The organism is Nocardia wallacei (assembly GCF_029868745.1).
GTDB classification, from domain to species: domain Bacteria; phylum Actinomycetota; class Actinomycetes; order Mycobacteriales; family Mycobacteriaceae; genus Nocardia; species Nocardia wallacei_B.
In genome coordinates, this window is the sequence record NZ_JARWOP010000115.1 from 1 (window position 1) to 14621 (window position 14621).

15 protein-coding genes and 1 pseudogene are annotated in these 14621 nt (G+C 70.4%); 13 read left to right on the forward strand and 3 right to left on the reverse strand.

Annotated elements, in window-relative coordinates:
• Positions 1-224 (reverse strand): annotated as a pseudogene (locus QH470_RS08720) (acyl-CoA dehydrogenase family protein); the annotation flags it as partial.
• A gap of 129 nt (positions 225-353) precedes the next feature.
• On the opposite strand from QH470_RS08720, the gene QH470_RS08725 reads away from it, so the two are divergent.
• A complete protein-coding gene (locus QH470_RS08725; RefSeq protein ID WP_280271769.1) occupies positions 354-1247 on the forward strand; it encodes a TetR-type transcription factor C-terminal domain-containing protein in 894 nt (297 codons plus the stop codon).
• Between the two features lie 22 nt (positions 1248-1269).
• On the opposite strand, the gene QH470_RS08730 is transcribed toward QH470_RS08725, so the two are convergent.
• Positions 1270-1542, reverse strand: a complete 273-nt coding sequence (locus QH470_RS08730) for an SDR family oxidoreductase (RefSeq protein WP_280271794.1) — start codon at positions 1540-1542, stop codon at positions 1270-1272.
• 37 nt (positions 1543-1579) lie between these two features.
• On the opposite strand from QH470_RS08730, the gene QH470_RS08735 reads away from it, so the two are divergent.
• On the forward strand, positions 1580-1720 hold the full coding sequence (locus QH470_RS08735) for a hypothetical protein (protein ID WP_280271796.1): 141 nt from the start codon (positions 1580-1582) through the stop codon (positions 1718-1720).
• Between the two features lie 122 nt (positions 1721-1842).
• Here the strand turns inward: QH470_RS08735 and QH470_RS08740 are convergent, their stop codons facing one another.
• Positions 1843-2712: a LysR family transcriptional regulator gene (locus QH470_RS08740; RefSeq protein ID WP_280271770.1), complete on the reverse strand. Its 870-nt coding sequence runs from the start codon at positions 2710-2712 to the stop codon at positions 1843-1845.
• 122 nt (positions 2713-2834) lie between these two features.
• On the opposite strand from QH470_RS08740, the gene QH470_RS08745 reads away from it, so the two are divergent.
• The 11 genes from QH470_RS08745 to QH470_RS08795 are packed head-to-tail and all read left to right on the forward strand — an operon-like array spanning position 2835 to position 14067.
• On the forward strand, positions 2835-4172 hold the full coding sequence (locus tag QH470_RS08745) for an LLM class flavin-dependent oxidoreductase (RefSeq protein ID WP_280271771.1): 1338 nt from the start codon (positions 2835-2837) through the stop codon (positions 4170-4172).
• A gap of 40 nt (positions 4173-4212) precedes the next feature.
• On the forward strand, positions 4213-5775 hold the full coding sequence (locus QH470_RS08750) for an ABC transporter substrate-binding protein (protein ID WP_280271772.1): 1563 nt from the start codon (positions 4213-4215) through the stop codon (positions 5773-5775).
• Positions 5772-6806, forward strand: a complete 1035-nt coding sequence (locus QH470_RS08755) for an ABC transporter permease (RefSeq protein ID WP_280271773.1) — start codon at positions 5772-5774, stop codon at positions 6804-6806. Before QH470_RS08750 ends, QH470_RS08755 begins: the two co-directional genes overlap by 4 nt.
• A complete protein-coding gene (locus tag QH470_RS08760) occupies positions 6803-7732 on the forward strand; it encodes an ABC transporter permease (protein ID WP_280271774.1) in 930 nt (309 codons plus the stop codon). Before QH470_RS08755 ends, QH470_RS08760 begins: the two co-directional genes overlap by 4 nt.
• The gene (locus QH470_RS08765; protein WP_280271775.1) at positions 7716-8723 is read left to right on the forward strand and encodes an ABC transporter ATP-binding protein; all 1008 of its coding nucleotides are present in this window, start codon (positions 7716-7718) and stop codon (positions 8721-8723) included. Before QH470_RS08760 ends, QH470_RS08765 begins: the two co-directional genes overlap by 17 nt.
• The gene (locus QH470_RS08770; RefSeq protein WP_280271776.1) at positions 8720-9769 is read left to right on the forward strand and encodes an ABC transporter ATP-binding protein; all 1050 of its coding nucleotides are present in this window, start codon (positions 8720-8722) and stop codon (positions 9767-9769) included. Before QH470_RS08765 ends, QH470_RS08770 begins: the two co-directional genes overlap by 4 nt.
• A complete protein-coding gene (locus tag QH470_RS08775) occupies positions 9766-10890 on the forward strand; it encodes an LLM class flavin-dependent oxidoreductase (protein WP_280271777.1) in 1125 nt (374 codons plus the stop codon). The genes QH470_RS08770 and QH470_RS08775 overlap by 4 nt, the downstream gene beginning before the upstream one ends.
• Before the next feature lie 3 nt (positions 10891-10893).
• Positions 10894-12036 (forward strand): CaiB/BaiF CoA transferase family protein, encoded by a 1143-nt coding sequence (locus QH470_RS08780; protein ID WP_280271778.1) that lies wholly within the window; start codon positions 10894-10896, stop codon positions 12034-12036.
• Positions 12033-12746: an enoyl-CoA hydratase/isomerase family protein gene (locus tag QH470_RS08785; RefSeq protein ID WP_280271779.1), complete on the forward strand. Its 714-nt coding sequence runs from the start codon at positions 12033-12035 to the stop codon at positions 12744-12746. The genes QH470_RS08780 and QH470_RS08785 overlap by 4 nt, the downstream gene beginning before the upstream one ends.
• Positions 12743-13336, forward strand: a complete 594-nt coding sequence (locus tag QH470_RS08790) for a cysteine dioxygenase family protein (protein ID WP_280271780.1) — start codon at positions 12743-12745, stop codon at positions 13334-13336. The genes QH470_RS08785 and QH470_RS08790 overlap by 4 nt, the downstream gene beginning before the upstream one ends.
• Positions 13333-14067: an alpha/beta hydrolase gene (locus QH470_RS08795; RefSeq protein ID WP_280271781.1), complete on the forward strand. Its 735-nt coding sequence runs from the start codon at positions 13333-13335 to the stop codon at positions 14065-14067. Before QH470_RS08790 ends, QH470_RS08795 begins: the two co-directional genes overlap by 4 nt.
• Positions 14068-14621: the final 554 nt, after the last annotated feature.

A 14621-nucleotide genomic window follows, 5' to 3' on the forward strand; every position in this document is an offset into this window, starting at 1 on the left:
CACACGCCCCCCCCGGGGCCGCCGTTTTCGTGGGCGGGGGGCGGCGCAACCCCCCCGGCGGCGCGCGCGGCCCGCTGCAGTTCGATCCGGAACGTGTCACCGCCCGCGGCGGCGATATCGCCGGCGTGGGCGTCTTCGAGCGGCAGCACCTGTTCGCGGATGAACTCGCGGGTGCGTTCGGTCAGTGTGTGCACCTCGGGCGGAAGTGTCAGATCGATCGCCACGGACCACTCCTCGTTCGCAGTCGCCGAACGATCGCTCGGCATTCGACTGTTATGCAGACAAGCATGCGGTGATAAGTACTGTCAAATCACCATTTATCCCGACACGTGGTGTTCAGGTATTCTGAACAAATGGACAACGCTGAGCGTGATCGACAGGCGCTGGGAGCCCGGGTGCGGCACGCCAGGACGGCGTCGGGGCTCTCGTTGCGCGCCGCCGCGCAGCGCATCGGTGTCAGCCCGGCGACCCTGAGCGCGGTCGAGAACGGCAAGACCGGCGTGTCGATTCCGCGGCTGCGCGTAGTGGCCGCGGAACTCGGCACCACGGTGCCCTGGCTGATCGGTGCGTGGCAGCCGTCCACGACCAGTGCTCCCCAACGACGCCGCGCACCTGGCATTCCCCGCGATACCGGCGGTGACGTGGTGGGCGACTGGCGGCGGTTTCCCCCGCTCGAGATCGACCCGGTCCTGGCCGCCGCGATCGGCGCGTTCACCGAGATCGGGTACCACGGCGCCACCATGCGCTCGATCGCGCAGCGTGCCGGGATGAGCGTGCCCGGCGTCTATCACCACTACCGGGACAAGCAGGAGCTGCTGGTGCGGGTGCTGGAGTTGACGATGGACGAGTTGCACTGGCGGGTTCGCGCCGCCCGCGGCGAGGCGGGCACCGGTCGCGCGCGGGTGTGGCAGGTGGTGGAAGCGCTGGCCCTGTTCCACACCCACCGCCGCGAACTGGCCTTCATCGGCGCCAGCGAGATGCGGGGCCTGGCCCCCGCGAATCGACGCCGGATCACCGCGGCCCGCAACGAGATTCAGTATCTGCTCGACGAGGATATCGATGCCGCGCTCGCCGAGGAAGGCATGCCCGCCGAGCACGCCCGCGTCGCGGGCCGCGCCATCGCGACCATGTGTACCGCACTGCCGCAATGGTTTCGGCTCGACGGTCCCGTCACGCCAGAGCAAATCGCCACGGAATACGCGGCTTTCGCCCTTCGGCTACTCGGGATCCGGGAGCCGGACCGGTGATCCGATGCCGCCGCGGGTGCTGTCAGCGGATCGAGGAACCGATGCCCAGGCCACCGTCGACATCGAGGACCACTCCGCTGACATATCCCGCGGCCGGTGAGCACAGATAGGCGGCCGCCTCGGCGATGTCGCGGGGCTGCCCGGTCTTGCGTTGGGGCACTTTGGCGATCAACTTGTCGCGGGCCGCGGTGTTCATCGAGGCCAGCATGGGTGTATCGATGAGGCCCGGCGCTTCATCGAGGAGAACGACACGATCTGGCCGTAACCGCGTAACCGCGTAACCGCGTGATCGCATGTGCGGCAGCACGTTTCGCGTGCAGTAGAAAGCGCCCGTGAGCGAGGCGTCCAGCACCGCGTGCCCGTCGGCGTCGGGCGAGCAGGGGGCGGGGGACACCCCGCTGTCCGAACTCCTCGATCGGGCAATGGGCGTACTGGCGGAGCCGGAAATCAGCCAGGGGATAGCGCAGGGGTAGTTTCCCCGGCGAATAAATAAAATCGCGATGATTGCAATGAATAGCTCGAGCCGCGGAATCCTCGTACGCGGTGAGGCCTTATTCGAATCATCGTGATTTCATCGGTGGCGGTGCGCCGGAATTTACGCTCCCGCGGCCAGTCGCAGATGCGGTGAGAGCAGTGGGCGCAGTGCGTCCGCCGCTATTTTCGCGGTCGTCGTCGGCAGGCCCGGTCGAACGCCGACAGAAAGGTGCAACGGCTGTGCGGCGGGAAGGTCCGGGCGCGGAACGAGGCCCTCCGGCGTCTGCCCGAGCGTGGCGAGCAGCGCTACTCCCACGCCTGTCGCGACCGCCGCGTGCACGCCGCTCAGCTGCGGCGCCTCGGCGCGGATCGATGCCGGCAGCGCGAGCCCGGACAGGGTTTCCAACGCGCGGGTGCGCAGTGCGCAGGGACTGTCGAACGCGACGATCGGCACGGGCTCCGGCCGGGGCGGGAGCTGCCAGCCCGGAGCGGAATACCAGGTCAACTCGAGTTCTCCGACGCGGATCGCGCTGGGATCGTCGCTGTTCAGCAGCAAGGCGAGGTCGAGCCGGCGGCTCGCCAGGCCGTCGCGGAGGGCGCCGCCGCGGTCGATCCGGAACCGCACCGAGAACTGCGGCAACGCATGCTCGAGCGCGGTCGCCAGGGCCGGCAACAGCCGCGCGGCCGCGTGCTCGGTCGACCCGATCGTGAGGGTGCCCGCGGCCTCCGCGCCGAAGCTGCGCAGCGCTTGATCGTGCAGGTCGAGGATCCGCCGGGCCACGGCGAGGAGTTCGTCGCCGTCGGCCGTGAACCGCGAGCCGCGGCCGTGGCGCCGCACCAGCTGCCGGCCGACCGCATCCTCGAGTCGGCGCACGTGCTGGCTGACCGCTCCCTGGGTCAAATGCAGATGTGTCGCCGCGCGCTGGAAGCCGCCACAATCCGCGATGGCGACGAAGCTTCGTAACGGAGCAATGTCGAGATTCTTTTGCATGATGCCGACAATTATGCACTCTCATTACGAATCATGATGGTTCTCATCATGGATGCTCGTTGGATGGTCCGTGAGAATTCCCGTAATTTCGATGATGCGGGATATCAATGGGATGGAGCGGCGTGCGAAGCAGACGGCAGATTCATCTGGGTGCCGTTCCCTATGGAACGGGTGGTCCGGGCAGTCATACTCTCTGGCTGGATCCGGACATCCCCGGCGACGCGAGCGTGAACATCGACTGGTTCACCGAGGTCGCGCGACTGGCGGAGAGCGGCCTGTTCGATCTGGTGTTCATCGTCGACAGCCAGTTCATCACCCCGTTCTCGCCGCCGCACTACCTCAACCGCCTGGAGCCGTTGACCCTGCTGAGCGCGCTGGCGGTGCAGACCGCCCGGATCGGCCTGGTCGGCACGGCGACAACGAGTTTCAACAGCCCGTTCAACCTGACGCGCAGGTTCGGGTCGCTCGACCTCATCTCGCGCGGCCGCGCGGGGTGGAACGTCGTCACGACCGGTGACGCGGGCACCGCGCGCAACTACGGGCTCGACGAGCACTACGACTACGACACGCGGTACGGACGAGCGCGCGAGTATGTCGAACTGGCTCGGGCACTGTGGGATTCGTACGAGGACGACGCCTTCGTGCGCGACCGGGCGACCGGGCGATTCCTCGACCGCAGCAAGCAGCATCGGCTCGACCACGACGGTGCCTTCTTCCGGGTGCAGGGCCCGCTCAACCTGGTCCGCTCGCAGCAGGGACACCCCGTGATCTTCCAGGCGGGCGACTCCGACCAGGGCCGAGACCTCGGGGCATGCGTCGGCGAGGGCATCTTCACCCACGCCGCCGACATCCCCGCCGGTCAGGCGTTCTACAACGACATCAAGGACAGGGCGACACGGCGATTCGGCCGCGATCCCGACCATGTACTGATCCTGCCCGGCGTCCAGATCGTGGTCGGGGACACCGACGCGGAGGCACGGGAGATCGAGGCCGCGAACCACGCCGCCGACCACACGTTCACCGCGGCGCTCGAGGAGTTCGGGCGGCCGTTCGGATGGCACGATTTCACCGGCTACGACCTCGACGCGCCGTTTCCCGCCGAAGCGCTGGCATACGGCGAGCGCTCCTTCTATACGCAGGCCAAGGCGATCACCGAGCGCGCCCAGCGCAACGGATGGACGCTGCGGCAGACGGTGGAGGCCACCCGCGAGCGGCGCAAGAGCGAGTTCGTCGGCTCCCCGGCGACGGTCGCGGACAAGCTCATCGAATGGTGGCAGGCGCGGGCGTGCGACGGGTTCAACATCGCCGTCGACCACCCCGCCAACTTCCGCCGGATCGTCGCGGAGGTCGTGCCGATCCTGCAGGAGCGCGGGGTGTTTCGCACCGAGTACACCTCGGAGACCCTGCGCGGCCACCTCGGCCTGCCGATCCCGCCGAACCGGTACAGCGCGGTCGTCTGACCGGGCCGGATATTTGCCGCGAGAAGGAACCAGCCCGCCCATGTCTCTCAGCGTTCAGCGGACCGACCGCACCGCTCCCGTCACCGTCAGCCGCCGGGCGATGCTCCGGCTCGGCCTCGGTGCCGGCGCCCTCTTCGCCCTCGGGGCCTGCAGCGACGCGGGCGCCGGATCCGTCGGTGGCGGCGGCCCGGGCACCGTCTCGTGGGCCTGGCAGCTGCCGACCACCTGGGACCCCGTGACCTCCTCCGCCGGTTCCGACGTCACGATGCTCGCCCTCGCCTACGACGCCCTGACCGCGCTCGACGGCGACGGCAACGCGGTCGGCTGGCTCGCCGAGCGGTGGGCCTACAACCACGACGGCACCCAGGTCACGTTCACTCTCCGCCCGGGGCTGCGGTTCTCCGACGGGTCGCCGCTGGACGCGGCGGCGGTGGCCAAGTCCATCGAACGCGGGCGTTCCGCGCCGGGCTCGCTCATCGCTCCGCAGATCGCCGACCTGAGAAGGGTTACGGCGCAAGGGGATCGGGATGTCGTGATCGACCTGACCGGGACCAACTATCAGTACCCGCTGCTGCTCGCCGGGAAGACGGGCATGGTGGTCAACCCCGCGGTCTTCGAGAAGGACGCCCATGCCCTCGCGACCCGCCCCGCCGGATCGGGGCCGTTCACGCTCACCTCCTACGTCGACAACGACCACGCGGAATTGCGGAAGAACGAGCATTTCCACCTCGCGGATCAGGTCGGGATCACTCGGTTCCTGCTCTACCCGGCCGCCGACCCGGCGACCGTCGTCGCCTCGGTGGCGTCGGGGCAGTACGACGTGGCGAAGATTCCGGCCTCGGGTATCCGGGCCGCCCAGGCGAGTGGTCTCGAGGTGCAGGTGCTCGACTCGATGTATGTCGCCGTGCTCGACGTCAACACGTCGAAGCCGCCCTTCGACAACCCCGCGGTCGTCGAGGCGCTGAAGTACGGCATCGACCGCGAGGCGATCAAGAAGATCGCCAACTTCGGCATCGGCGATGTCGGCTACCAACCCTTTCCGCAGGGTTATGTCGGCCACAACGCGGCGCTGGCGCGGGCGTTCGCCTACGACCCCGCCAGGGCGCGCAAGATTCTCGCGGAGGCCGGCCTCTCCGGCGGTGTGCGCTCCACGTTGTCGGCGCCGGCCCCGATCTCGGCCGCCGTGGAGCAGATCCAGGCCCAGCTCGCGGAGATCGGGATCGACCTCGCCATCGACCCTGTGCCGCAGTCGCAATGGACCCAGATCGTCTACCTCAACCGCGCCAAACCCCTCGCCTACGACGGCTTCGCGGGCCGGGAGTCGCCGGTGCAGGCGTTCCAGGTCCTGTTCAGCTCCACCGGGCTGATGAACCCGGCGCGCTCCGGCGACCCGGAGCTGGTGGCGCAATTGGCGAAGGTCGCCGCGACCCCGACCGACGCCCCGTCGTACCCCGCGGCGCTGCAGGAGGCGACGCGCCTCGCGGTCACCCGATTCCCCAACACCTTTCTGTACGAGGTCCCGAGCATCCTCGTCCGGCGTAAGTCGCTCGCGCCGCTGCGGCAGCATCCGAGTCTGCTCCGCTGGGAAGGGGTGTCCGTATGACCGCGGTGACGGCGGCACCCGATCCGGTCGCACCCGGTCGCACATTCCGTGGCCTGCCGACTGCACCGGTTCGCAGGTGCGCCCGGCTGCTTCTCACGTCGGCCACCGTGCTCGTGCTCGCGTCGATGATCACCTTCGTGCTGGGGGCGCTCAGCAAGAACAACCCCGCCGCCGTGGTGCTCGGCGAGACCGCGACGCCGGAGGACATCGCCCGCCTCGACCACGAGTTCGGGCTCGATCGGCCGCTGGTGGTGCGCTATCTCGACTGGATCTGGGACGCGCTGCACGGCGACCTCGGGCGGTCGTGGTTCACCACAGTGCCCGTCTCCCGGTCGATTCAGCTCGCGTTTCCGGTGGATCTCTCGATCGCGCTGTACGCGCTGCTGCTCGCGCTGATCCTCGGCTTCGGGGCCGGAGTCGCCGCGGCGGCGAGGCCCGGAGGCCCGGTCGACCGGATCATCACCGTCGTCTGCTCGGTGCTGGCGACGCTGCCGCCCTTCGTCATCGGCATTGCGCTGATCGTGCTTTTGGCGGTGCAGGCCCGCGTCTTCCCGGCCGGGGGCTACTCGCCGTATGCCATCGACCCGGTGCAGTGGCTGCGCTACGCCACGCTGCCCGCCCTGGCCCTGGCACTCGAGGTGGCGGCGAACATCGCGCGCCAGCTGCGCACCACCTTGGTGACGGCGCAGGCACAGAACTACGCCATCGGCGCTCGCATGCGCGGATACAGCAGGGGCCGAGTGCTTTTCGGCCACGTGCTACGCAACGCCGTCGCGCCGACACTCGCCGTGGTGACCAACGCGCTGCCGCTGATCATCGGTGGCGCGGTGATGACCGAGAAGCTGTTCAACCTGCCCGGGGTGGCCCAGCTGGCATTGCAATCCGCCCAGCGCGGCGATGTGCCCGTCGTGCTCGGCACGCTGCTGGTCACCTCCGGCGTCGTACTGCTCGGCACCCTGGCGCTGGGCGCGCTGCAGATCCTGCTCGACCCGGCCGCTCGCCGCGGCACCGCCTCAGGGAGCCGACGATGACGACGCTGCGCAGGCTTCTCTCCATCCCCAGTGCCCGGGTCTGCCTGGCGATCCTCGCCGTGGTGATCTTCCTCGCCGTCTTCGGCGCCGCGCTGGCGCCCTACGACGCGCTCCGCCAATCCCCGGAGATCCTGCAGGGGCCCAGCGCCGATCACCTGCTGGGCACCGACTACGTCGGCCGGGACGTCCTCAGTCGCCTGATGGCCGGGACTCGGCTCTCGGTTCTCGGCGCGGTGGAGGTGGTCCTCGTCGGGATGTGCCTCGGCGTGCCCACCGGACTCGCGTCCGTATGGGCGGGGCGGGCCGGCGAGTGGCTGGCGCTGCGCGCGGCCGAGACGCTGACCGTGCTGCCCTTCACCGTTTTCACGATCGCGGTGGCCGCGACCCTCGGAAACGGCATGAACCAGGCCATGATCGCGGTCGGGATCCTTTCCGCCCCAACCTTTTTCCGCATCAGCCGCGCCGTCGCACTCGGCCTGCGCACGACCCAGTACGTCGAGTCCGCCGAGCTGATGGGCGCGTCCACCTGGTGGATCCTGCGTACGCACATGTGGAGCAAGGTGCTGCCGAACGTCGCCGTGGCGGCGGCACAGGCCACCGGCGCCGCGCTGCTGGTCATCGCCTCGCTCGCCTTCCTCGGCGTCGGTGTCACGCCGCCGGCTCCGACCTGGGGCGGCATGCTGGCCTCCGACCTCGGATACCTGGAACTGCAACCGTGGGCGCCGCTGTTCCCGGGCGTGCCGATGATGCTCACCGTCGGCGCTCTCAACATCCTGGCCGACTGCCTGCGCGAGGCGGGCTCCGAGACGCCCCGCGCGCGGCGCGGACTGTTCGCGCGGCTGCTCGGCCGCGGCCTGTCGCTGCCGGTCGTCGTGCCGAAATCCGCCTTCCCCACCGAGGAGCCCGACCGTGTCACTGCCCGATGATCCGGCCCCCGGCGCCGAGCCCCCGGTGCTCCGCGTCGACGGGCTGAACGCCGACGTCGCCGACGGCCGGCGGATCCTGCGCGACGTCTCCCTCGAGATCCGGCGGGGAGAGACCGTCGCCCTGGTCGGCGAATCGGGGTCCGGTAAGACGCTGACCTGCCGGGCCGTTCTCGGGTTGCTGCCGCCAGGCGCGGGGATCGCCAGTGGCACAGTCACTTTGGGCTCGGGTACGGCCGCGGTCGATCTCACCAGCGCCCGGCCCGCCACCTGGCGGCGGCTGCGGGGCACCCGGCTGGCCGCGGTCTTCCAGGACCCCGGCTCGTACCTCAACCCGTCGCTCACCATCGGCTACCAGGTCGCGGAGCAGTTGCGGGTGCGTGGGGGCCTCACTCGCCGGGCCGCCCGCGACCGCGGCCGAGAACTCCTGCGCGAGGTAGGTATTCACGATGCGGAGCGGGTGTCCGGCCTGTACCCGTTCCAACTCTCCGGAGGCATGCTGCAGCGGGCGCTCATCGCCGTCGCGATCTCCCTCGGCCCCGAACTGCTGATCGCCGACGAGGTGACGACCGCGCTCGACACCGTGGTGCAGGCCGAGATCCTGGACCTGCTCGAGCGACTGCGGCGCGGCCACGGGCTCAGTGTGCTGCTGGTGACGCACGACCTGGCCGTGGTCGCCCGGACCAGTCACCGCGTGCTGGTCATGTACGCGGGCGAACTCGTCGAGAGCGGCCCGACCGAGCAGGTACTGCGCACTCCGCGGCACCCGTACACGCAGGCCCTGTTGCGCGTCGCCGCGCCGGGCGACTGGTCGCCGCGCACGCTGGAGACGATCGACGGGCAGCCGCCGGCCGCGGGCGAGGAGATCGCCGGCTGCCGCTTCGCGGCGCGGTGCGCACACTCCGCGCCCGACTGCGCCGACGGTGTGATCCCGTTGCGTGAGGTCGGTCCGGGACACCTCGCCCGGTGCGTCCGGGATCGGGTGGCCGCATGAGCACCGCGCCACTGCTCCGGATCACCGACCTGTCCGTCACCTACGCGGTGCCGCGCCGGGGCGTGGGGCTCGGCACCGGCGCCGCGTTGCGCGGCGCGAGCCTCGAGGTGCACCCGGGCGAGATCGTCGGGATCATCGGCGAAACCGGTTCCGGCAAAACGACATTGGCCCGCGCGATCGTCGGGCTGACGGTCCCGGCGGGCGGCACCATCGAGTTCGACGGCCGCGACCTGACCGGCCTGCGCGGCCGCGACCTGCGTAACTTCCGGCGGCAGGGCCGGATTCAGCTGGTGTTCCAGGATCCGCTGCGCTCGCTCGACCCCGATCTCACCGTCGCGCGCCTCGTCGGCGAGCCGCTCGAGGTGGCGGGTGGCCTCGACACCACGGCCCGCGGCGAGCGGACCGACCGCGCGCTGCGCGAGGTCGGGCTGGAGCCCGAGGCGGTGCGCGACCGGCGCCCGGGCGATCTGTCGGGAGGCCAGCGCCAGCGAGTGTCGCTCGCGCGCGCCATCGTGACGGAACCGCGGTTGCTCATCTGCGACGAGCCGGTCAGCGCGCTCGACGTCTCCAACCGCAACCTGGTACTGAACCTCCTCGACCGATTGCGGCGCGACCTCGGCGTCGCGGTCGTGATCATCGCCCACGACCTCGCCTCGCTGGCCGGCATCGGCGACCGCGTGGCGGTGTTCTACCGGAGCCGGCTGGTCGAGCAGGGACCCTTGCATGAGGTGCTGACGCGCCCCGCCCACCCGTACACGGCCCTGCTGGTCGCGTCCGCACCGACCCTCGGCGAACGGTCGGCGATCCGGCCCGCCGACGTCCGCGTCGACCGCGAGCCCGCCGGCGCCGCGGACCCGGACCGGTGCGTGTTCGCCGACCGCTGCCGGTTCGCGTTCGCCGACTGCGCCACCCAGCCACCGTTGCGCGAAGTCGGTGAACGCTGGTCCGCCGCATGCCATCTCGCCGCCCGATGGTCCGACGAGACACCCGATGACCCCCACACCCCGCCGACGCACACCGGCACCCCCGCGAAAGGCGAACGATGACATACGACGACGTCGAGATCCTGGGCATGATCGGCACGGCCGACGCCTCCGAAACGCGGGCCGGCAACGGAGCGGCCATCGACCCCGACTACACGATCCGGTTCGCGCGGGCCCACGAGGACGGAGGATTCGACCGCGTGCTGATCGGGTACGGCTCCGGCTGGCCCGAGGGCTCTCAGGTGGCGGCCGCCGTCGCCGCGCACACCGAACGACTCGGTCTCCTCGTGGCGCACCGGCCGGGGGTCGTGCACCCCACGCTGGCCTCGCGCCTGTTCACGACCCTCGACCAGTTCTCCGGCGGCCGCGTGGCCCTCAACATCGTCACCGGAAGCACCGCCGCGGAGCAGCGGCGCGAGGGCGACTATCTGCCCCATGACGAGCGGTATGCGCGGACCGACGAATATCTGCGGGTCCTGCGCTCGGCGTGGGACACCACCGGGCCTCGCGACTTCGCGGGCGACTACTACCGATTCGAGGGTTTCCACCCGCACGTCCCTCCCTACGAGGATCGGCATCTCGAACTGTTCTTCGGCGGTAGTTCCCCGGCGGCCTACGCCGTCGGCGCCCGGCACGCGGACACCTACATGCTCTGGGGCGAGCCCCTGCGCGAGACGGCCGAGCAGATCGCCACCATCACCGACCGCGCGGCCGCCGCGGGCCGCGACCGCAGCCCGCGGATCTCGGTGTCGTTCCGGCCGATCCTCGGGGCCACCGACGACGCCGCCTGGCAACGGGCACACCGCATCCTGGACACGATCACCACCGGCGCGGCACACAACCTGCGCGCCAACCAACTGCACCCGCGCGGCGCCGAACCGCAGAACGCGGGTTCGCAGCGGCTGCTGGCCGTCGCCGACAAGGGCGAACTGCACGACCGATGCCTGTGGACCCCGACCGCGAAGGCGGTGGGGGGTGGCGGCAACTCCACCGCGCTGGTCGGTTCGCCCGAGACGGTCGCGGCCGCCCTGCTGGACTACATCGAGATCGGCGTGGACACCGTGCTGATCCGTGGGTACGACCCGCTCCAGGATGCGATCGACTACGGCCGGGATCTGCTGCCACTGGTGCGGCAGGAATTGGCGCACCGCAAGGCGAGTCGTTCCGACCGGGCGGCGGTCTAACCGATGCGGCCGTTGCACGGTGTGCGCGTCGTGGAGTTCGCCCACGTCGCGGCCGGTCCGTTCGCGGGGATGCTGCTCGCGGACCTGGGCGCGGATGTCGTGAAGGTCGAGCCCCCGACGGGCGACCAGATGCGCGCGTGGCCGCCCTTCGCCGACGACGGCGAGGAGCGGTTCAGCCACAACTTCGCCTCGGTCAATCGCAACAAGCGGTCGGTGGTCGCCGATCTGCGCGACCCCGATGATCTGGCGCGGGTCCGCGAATTGGTCGCCGCCGCCGATGTACTCGTGGAGAACTACCGGCCGGGAGTCCTGGACCGCCTCGGCGTCGGCTACGACCAGGTACGGCATCCGGGGTTCGTCTACTGCTCGATCTCCGGCTACGGCCGCACCGGGCCTTTTGTCGACCACGGCGCGTACGACGTGGTCATCCAGGGGATGTCGGGGCTGATGAGCGTCACCGGCGAACCCGGCGGCGGTCCGGTGAAGGCGGGGGTTCCGGTCGGCGATTTCACCGCCGGGCTGTACGCCGCCTACAGCATCGCCGCCGTACTGCCCCAGGCCCGCGCCGAGGGCCGGTCCGTGCGGCTGGACTGCCCGATGCTCGACTGCCTGATCGGCGTCTCGGCATTGCAGACCAGCGAGTTCTGGGGCTCGGGGGAGGAGCCCGCCAGGCTGGGGACCGCGCATCCCCGCAACGCGCCGTACCAGGGATTCACCGCGGCCGACGGTGATTTCACCGTCGCCGCCGGCAACGATCGGCTCTGGGCCGCGGTCGCCGAGGCGGTCGGGATGCCCGAACTGATCGACGATCCACGTTTCCTTTCCCAGGTGGACCGGGTCGCGCACCGCGCCGAGCTGGCGGCGATCCTGCAGGCCCGGTTCGTGACCGAGAAGGTCGACCATTGGCTCACCGAGCTGCGGGCGCGGGGAGTGCCGTCCGGCCCGGTCAATTCGTTCGGCGACGTCCTGTCCGGCGAGCACGTGCGCGGCACCGGATTGGTCGGTTCGCTCGACATCCCGGTCGCCGGGCCCACTCCGACCGTCGTGTTCCCCGTGCGGATCGAGGGCCAGGACGCACGCCTCGACCGGGCGGCGCCCCGCCTGGGCGCCGACGACGACGTCTTCGACGAGTGGTGCGGCGCGTGACTCTCGTCGTCCATCGCGGCGCCACGTGGCGGGTCGGCCTCGACCGTCCCGAGGCGGCCAACGCGCTGTCGCCCGCGCTCGTCGAGGGCCTGCACGACGTGCTCGCCGAGGCGGCGGAAATTCGACCGGAAGCCCTTGTGCTGGAAGGGAATTCACGGCACTTCGCCGCCGGGTTCGATCTGGTCGGGCTGTCCCGCGAGTCCGATGCGTCGCTCGCCCATCGGTTCCTGCGGATCGGGTTGTTACTCGAGCGGCTGGCCACCGCGCCGTATCTGACGGTGGCCGTCGTGGAAGGCAGCGCGATCGGGGCAGGCGCGGACCTGGTCGCCGCGTGCGATCACCGGCTCGCCGGACCGGACGCTCGCTTCGCCTTCCCCGGGGCGCGTTTCGGAGTCGTCCTCGGGACGGCCCGCTTGCGCGGCATCACCGATCCGTCGGTGTTCCTGGGCGGCGGCACGGTCGCCGCCGCGGACGCCGGGGGACTGGTGACCGGCACGCCCGGCGATCTCACCGCGATCCTCGACGCCTGGGCCGGTATCGACCCGGCGACCCGGCCCGCCCTGTTGGCCGCGGCGCGGCCGGTGCACGACGCCGACGCCGCACTCGCCGCACTGGCCCGGTCCGTGATCAGACCCGGCCTGCACGACCGGCTGAGCGCCTATCGCCGCCGCGTCCGCTCGCCTCGATCGCACAGTGAGGAATTGGCATGACCCGACCCCCGATCGTCCCGGTACAGACCGATGTCCCCGAGTTGGCGGCCTTCGCCGACACCGTCGCGCGGCGGATCGCCGACATCCCGGACGAGCGCGCGCTGACCGCTGCCATCCGCGACGACCTCGCCGCCGTACTGGCCGCCGGGCTCGACCTGCCGCCGGACAAGACGCGACCCGATCCCGACCACTACGTCATGTATCCGCTGCACGTCGCCCCGGGCGGGACCTTCTCCATCGCGGCCGCGGTGTGGAACGTCGGGCAGGGGACCCCGGTGCACGGCCACGAAACATGGGGTGTCGTGGGCATCCACCGCGGCACCGAGATCGAGACCCGATTCCGCAAGCCGACCGCGGCGGGCGGGCCCCTCGTCGAGGCGGGCACCGCGGCGTGGACCACCGGCCAGGTGACGGTCTGCTGCACCACCGACGACGACGTGCACCAGGTGCGCTGCGGCGGCGACGAGCCGGTGATCGGAATACACGTCTACGGCGCCGACATCGGGACCCTCCCGCGACGGTCCTACCGCCCGGAAACCGGTGCGGTGCACTGGTTCACGTCCGCTTGGGCCCAGGGAGCGACCGAATGACAGCGGTGCGGACACACCCGGCCCCCGGCGCCTGGGACGAGCCCGAGGGCGTCGCGCCGCGCGGCACCGTCGTGCTGCTGCCCGGGCGCGGCGAGACCGCCGCGTCGTACGCGCGTCTCGGCCGGCGGCTCGCCGCCGACGGATACCGGGTGCGGTATGTGCCGGTGAGGCTCGAGGACGTCGCCGCCGCCGCCGTCGAGGAACTGCTGGCGGACGAGTCCCTGCCCGCGCCCCGAGTCCTGCTCGGCTCGGACAGCGGCGCCGCGCTCGCGGCGCGGTGCGCCGCGGAGCTGCCCGTGGAAGGTATTGTGCTGGCGGCGATCACACTCCCGGAATCCGTGCTGCGACCGTCCGGCGCGGCGGACGCCGATTGGGCGGACGAGCTCGACGCCCGCACCGCGTGCCCGGTGCACCGGGCCGTGATATCGGCGGACGAGGAGTTCGGCCGCGGCGCGATAGCCACGCCGGTGCCGTGGGACACGGTGACCCTCCGAACACCGGATCGCCCGACGCTCGCCCTGCACGGCACCGACGACCGCATCACGCCGCTCGCCGCGGCGCTCGACGTGTACGCGCGGGCGCCACGCCCCGATGTCCGTCTCGTACAAGGCGGTCGGCACGACGTGCTCAACGATGTCGCCCACCGTTCCGTCGCGGCGACGATCGTGCTGTTCCTCGAATCGCTGCGACTGGGACCCGGCGCCCCGCCGATCGTTACCGAACCGGCCTGAGCCCCTGAGGGAGAGACCGCGTTCGATCGCCGGGGGGCGTGCGGTCGTCTTCCCCGTTCCGCCGACGCGTGCGAACCTGCGGCCGACATAGAGAAGATTTCCAGGACGTCCAGTTTGTCTTGATCCCCGGAATTAGGTTGGGTACCTTGACAAATCGGCATCCGGAAGGAACTCTGAGGTATAGACGGGGGTTCCAACGACGGGGCCGAACATCCACTACCGTGTTTTGCGGGCCCATTTGCCGTGGCCTCGTTTCAGTGTTCTCCAATGGTTCGTCCAGCTGATTCCAGCCAGCGTGTGCGCCCTGTCGGTATGGATTCCGTTCGAAGCCGAAAGGAGTTTCGGAATGAGTGCAGAAGCCACGGGGGCGGTCGGAAGACGTCGAGTGTGTCATCGCGGTGTCTGCGCCGTCTTTGCGCTAGGCTGGTCCCGCTGACCACGATGTGACGGCCGGTCGAAAATCTATCTGGATCACAACAGAACACTCGATTGCGTTCGCTTTTCCCTAATGCTCGTCCGGTTGGTGATGCGCGCAGGATAGCCGACCGGGTATG